Origin of the sequence: Litchfieldella rifensis (assembly GCF_042646605.1) — a bacterium.
Classification (GTDB): Bacteria; Pseudomonadota; Gammaproteobacteria; order Pseudomonadales; family Halomonadaceae; genus Litchfieldella; species Litchfieldella rifensis.
This window is the reverse complement of sequence record NZ_JBHRUG010000029.1, coordinates 242,884-248,070: the sequence shown is the minus strand read 5'-3', so window position 1 is coordinate 248,070 and position 5,187 is coordinate 242,884. Positions and strand designations below refer to the sequence as shown.

General features: G+C 68.1%; 3 protein-coding genes. All 3 read left to right on the top strand.

Annotated elements, in window-relative coordinates; translation table 11 throughout:
• Nucleotides 1–152: 152 nt before the first annotated feature.
• Nucleotides 153–1,970, top strand: coding sequence for a S9 family peptidase (locus tag ACFOEV_RS15655; RefSeq protein ID WP_386775585.1), 1,818 nt, complete (start codon nucleotides 153–155; stop codon nucleotides 1,968–1,970).
• Entirely contained in the window at nucleotides 1,967–4,477 is a 2,511-nt protein-coding gene (locus ACFOEV_RS15650; RefSeq protein WP_386775583.1) for an insulinase family protein, read from the top strand. The genes ACFOEV_RS15655 and ACFOEV_RS15650 overlap by 4 nt, the downstream gene beginning before the upstream one ends.
• A 266-nt stretch (nucleotides 4,478–4,743) precedes the next feature.
• Nucleotides 4,744–5,187: alcohol dehydrogenase catalytic domain-containing protein (locus ACFOEV_RS15645; protein ID WP_386775581.1), on the top strand; the 444-nt coding region annotated here is incomplete at its 3' end.

Sequence of the window (5,187 nt, the reverse complement as noted above, 5' to 3'; positions counted from 1 at the left end):
ACCGGCGACCCCACGGCCACCGACCCGGTCTGCGCGCTGTCGCCCGATCACCACCTGATCGAGGCCGCCCGCGAGGAAGCCGCCGCCGACCGGCGCTCGGTCCATGAACTGACGCCACGCAACACCCGCGAATCGAGGGTGTTCTGCCGCGCATGAATGAATCGGTTCTCCCGGATATCGATGGTGGTCTGCGCCAGGCCGCCCTTCCCGCCGACGGGCTCGGCGATCTGCGAGCCAACGCAGCGGGAGTCTTCTGGCTGGCTGCCGACCCTGCTACCGGCAGCCGGCAACTATGGCACTGGGTGGGCGATCGCGCCCGCCCGCTGACACCGCCCGAGCTGGACGTGACCAGCCGCGTCAATGGCTATGGTGGCGGCACGCATGCATGCCTCGGCGACACGGTGACCTTCGTCGCCGGTGATCACCAGATGCTGTACCGCCAGCCCCTGACGGGGGGTGACGCCCAGCCCTGGTGGTCGCAACCCGATACCCGCTACGGCGGCCTGGTGGCCGACCCGCAGCGCCGTCGCCTGCTGGCCGTCGAGGAAAAGGGCAGCGCGCGGCAGGCGACGCAATGCCTGGTCGCGCTGCACGATGACGGCCGTGTCGTGCTTGCCGAAGGCGCCGACTTCTATGACGCTCCGGCACTCTCGCCGGATGGCCAGCGACTGGCCTGGGTGGAGTGGGCGTTGCCTCACATGCCCTGGCAACGCGCGCATCTCGTCATCGCCGATCTCGATCCTGACGGCCACATCGAGCGCCGCCGCGTCTGGGACGGCGGTGGTGCGGTGACCCAGCCTTGTTTCGCCGATGACGGCAGCTTGATCGTCATCAGCGACCACCGCGGCTGGTGGCAGCCCTACCGCATCAACGGCGACGCCGCCCAGCCACTCGGCGATCATCCCGCCGATCACGTATCCACGCCCTGGCAACTCGGCGAATGCCATCACCTGTGGCCGCACCGGCATACTGGCCTGCTGATGCGCTTCCACGAAGGTAGTGCAGGGGTGTTGCAGGTCGATGGTCAGGGACGGGAACACCGCCGGCTGCTGCCCGATGCGACGCGCGTGATTGGCCTGGCCATGGCCGACGGCTGGCTGTATGCCATCACCCAGGGCCCCAGTCATGCGGCCCGGCTCGCCCGCGTGCGCCTGGACGATGGTCACCAGGAAACGTTGTTCGCCCTGCCCACCCCCGACGATCTCCCTTCGCCGACCTACGTCAGTGTCCCCTTATCCGACGGCGAGCATGTCACTGCCTTCGTCTACCTGCCTGCGACCGCCGCGGGCACTCTGCCGCCGCTGATCATGCGTGTGCACGGCGGCCCCACGGCGGCCAGCTACCCGGTGTTCGACCCGCTGGTTCGCTGGTGGACCCACCAGGGCTACGCCGTGGCGGACCTCAACCCACGCGGTAGCGGCAACTTTGGGCGCGCCTTTCGCGAGCGCCTCGCCGGCCAGTGGGGCCGGCTCGATGTCGAGGATGCCACGGTCATGGCCGACGAACTGGTAGCCCGCCGCTGGGCAGACCCGCAGCGCCTGTTCCTGCGCGGCCAGAGTGCCGGTGGCTTCACGGTACTCAATACCCTGGCCAGCACACGACGCTTTCGCGCCGGTGCCAGCCTCTACGGGGTCACCGATGCGCTGCGCCTGGCGTCCCAGACCCATCGCTTCGAGTCGGGCTATCTCGATTGGCTATTGGGCGACGACGAGGCCAAGCACGAGGCGAGCCCAGTCAACCGGCTCGGCGATTTCGCCGCTCCGGTGATCTTCTTCCAGGGAGCCCGGGATGCGGTGGTACTCCCCGACCAGACGCTGTCCATGGCCGCCGCCTTGCGCCGACAAGGGCTCGAGGCGGAAGTGGTGCTGTTTCCCGACGAAGGCCATGGCATCCGTCATCCGGCCAATCGACGACGCCTGATCGCCCGCGAGCTGGCCTTCTTCGCTGCCCACGGTGGGGACACGTCATGACCGCGGCCAGCGAGGCCATTCACCACCCACCGTGGGGCCTGCCGGCAGGCAGTCGCCTCGCCGAGCGCCGTCTCGTCAATGGTGCGCGCATCCTGGCCATCGAGGTTCCCACGGCGCGTCAGGTGCGCCTGGTCGCCGCGGCCGGGGTCGGCTATCTCGATGAACCCGCGACCCTGCCCGGCCTGGCCCACCTGCTCGAGCACACCCTGTTCCTGGGGTCGGCTTGCCACCCCCACCTCGGTGACTTCGCCGCCTGGATCGGCGATCAGGGTGGGCGCTACAACGCCCACACCGACGAAACCGTCACCGATGTCCACCTGACGCTGCCCCCCGTGGCCGCCGCAGCGGGACTCGAGCGCCTGCTGGATATCGTGGTCCGGCCACAGCTGGCGCGGGACAGGATCGCTCGCGAGGTCGAGGTCATCGAGGCCGAGTTCCAGGCCCGCCTCGCCGACCCGGCGCTGCATCGTCAGGCCGCTCTGTCGCGGCTTTACCTTCCCTCGCATCCCGCCCGTCACTGCCATCATGGCCATCGCCAGAGTCTCGGTGCCGACATCGATCGGCTGCACGCGGCCCTGAGCGGCTTCCACGACACCCATTACCGCGCCGAGCGCCTGAGCCTGGTGATGCTTGGCCCCCAGCCGCTCGAGCGCCAGCTCGACCAACTGGCGGTGGCCGCGGCTTCGATTCCCGCCGGTGGTGGCCACCTGCCCAAGCGCACCTGGCGCTGGGCACCGCCGGCCCGGGTGCAGTGGTGCCTAGCCGATGGTCATGGGCCGACCACGCCGACCCTGGAACTGCTGTGGCCGCTACCTGTCATGTTGACAGCGATGCAGCGGCAGGCATGCGAGCACTTGGTCCACGCCCTGTGCGATGGGGAACTGGCTGCCACTCTGCAGTGCCATGAGGCGATTACCGACCTCACCGCCAGCCTGGTACCGGATGCCGACCCTGCCGCCCTGTTGCTATCGCTGGAGCTGACGCCAGCCGGACACCAGCGAGTCGAGACCGTCCTGGCCACCTGTCAGGCGCGCATGCAATGCCTGGCCACGCATCTCGCCACCGATAGGTTATCCGTTGCGCCTCCCTCCACGCCTGACCACGATCTCGACGACTGGCCCAAGGCACTGGCCCGTCGCCTGGCCGCCGGCCAGTCAGCCGTCCCGCGCTCCCCGACCGAGGGTCCGAATGCCGAGGACGTCAACGAACTGGCGTCCTGGCTGACAACCGAGCCCTGCCGGGTGCTCGAACAGTCACCCGTCTCGACGGCGATGAACGACATCGTGGCGGAAACCCGTACCCCTTTTCGCCATTGCCACCTGAACGGCGTTTCTGCCCGAGCCTGGCCATGTCGCGCGCCGCCATCCATCGAGTATCGCGGCCTGCTGAGCGACAGCAGCCCACCGATTCCGGGCCTTATCGAGGATAGCGACACACTCGCCCTATGGTGGGGGGGTGGGCCGCCACTCGCCGACGCCTTCCTGGGCCTGGCATGGCCGGCGCCGGTGGCCGGACAGCCCACACGACTGACACGCTGGAAACAACGCACGCTGGCCCTGCGCCAAGCCGCCGCTGCCCATGGTCTGGTCCTGACGCTGGGCAGCGATGGCCGCGGCGACTGGCTGCTGGGCCGGGGTGAAGCCTCGCGGCTCGAATCCTGTCTCGCCCAGGCGTTGGCCGCCTGGCACCCTCACGATGTCGCCGAAACGGCAGCACCGACGCCGGACGGACTGCTGGCCCAACGCCTGCTGGCGCGCCTGGAAAGCCAACCACCACCCGTTCACACCGGCGACCGGCGCCTTCTGGTCTGGGCTGGTGGCAGCTTGAGCGCCGCCGAGGCCAGGACCCGTTGTCGACGGCTGATCGACAGCCTTCCGAGCACGCTCCCCGAAGCCCAAGCGGCGGCGCCATCCCCTCTCCCTCATGCGTTGCCGGCAGCCGGCGATATCACCGATTGGCCTATCCAGTGGCTCACGCCCCAAGGCGATGATCAGGCACTGATGCTGCAGGTCGACGCCCCCGACGACAGCGCGGCGAGCAGTGCGCTCTTTCAGCTCCTGGCCCAGTGCCACGATGCGGCCTTCCAACAAGGGTTACGTCAGCGTCAAGGGCTGGGCTATGCGGCGGCGGTGCGCTATCGCGAGGCCGATGGCTGGCCACGCCTGGGCTATGTGGTGCAATCGCCCCATGCCGATGTCGCGACCCTGCGCCAGGCAGTGTGCGACTTCCTGGCATCGCAAGGCGTGGCACTGGCACAGCTGGATAACACTACCTTCTCACATCGACGCGCCAGCCTGGCTGCCGCTTGGGGGGCGCCGGAAACCAACACCGAGGCCTTGTCGGGAACCTGGCAGGCCTTGCGCCGCCAGAAGGGACAACTGGCGCCTTGGGAATCCCAGCGGGAGGCGCTGGCGGCCTTGACCCCCGACCAGTTGAGAGACCTGGCCAACGCCCTGGTCACAGGCGCGCTGCCGGGACAGTGGTGGGCCCATGCGCCATCACTCTGAGAACCACCGAGGTCGGCCAGGCTGGGACATGCGGGGCAAATAAATGCCCAGGATTGTTGCCAGTGAGCAATAGCGTTCTTCCCCAGCCGCAAAGTCGACATCTCCCGGCTCACCTAGACTAGAGACAGCAACCGACGTCGGCGGTGGCGGATAGCCATCGTGCCGACGCTGAGGTCATGCGACCCAGCGGCATCACCACCAACGACAACAAACAACAAGAACGACAACAAACAACAAGAACGACAACAACAATAGGAGGACGCCGTATGAAGTCACGTGCCGCGATCGCCTGGGAAGCCGGCAAGCCACTGGAACTCACCGAGATCGACGTCGAGGGTCCCAAGGCCGGCGAGGTACTGGTCCAGATCAAGGCCACCAGCGTCTGCCATACCGACGCCTATACCCTGTCCGGGGCCGACCCGGAAGGCCTTTTTCCCTCGGTGCTCGGCCATGAGGGCGCCGGTATCGTCGAGGAGGTCGGCGAGGGGGTCGCGAGCCTCAGGCCCGGCGACCATGTGATCCCGCTGTATACCGCCGAGTGCGGACAGTGCAAGTTCTGCCTGTCGGGCAAGACCAACCTGTGCAGTGCGGTGCGCGCCACCCAGGGCCAGGGGCTGATGCCCGACGGCACCTCGCGCTTCTCCGTGGACGGCAAGATGCTGCACCACTACATGGGCTGCTCGACCTTCAGCGAGTACACCGTGCTCCCT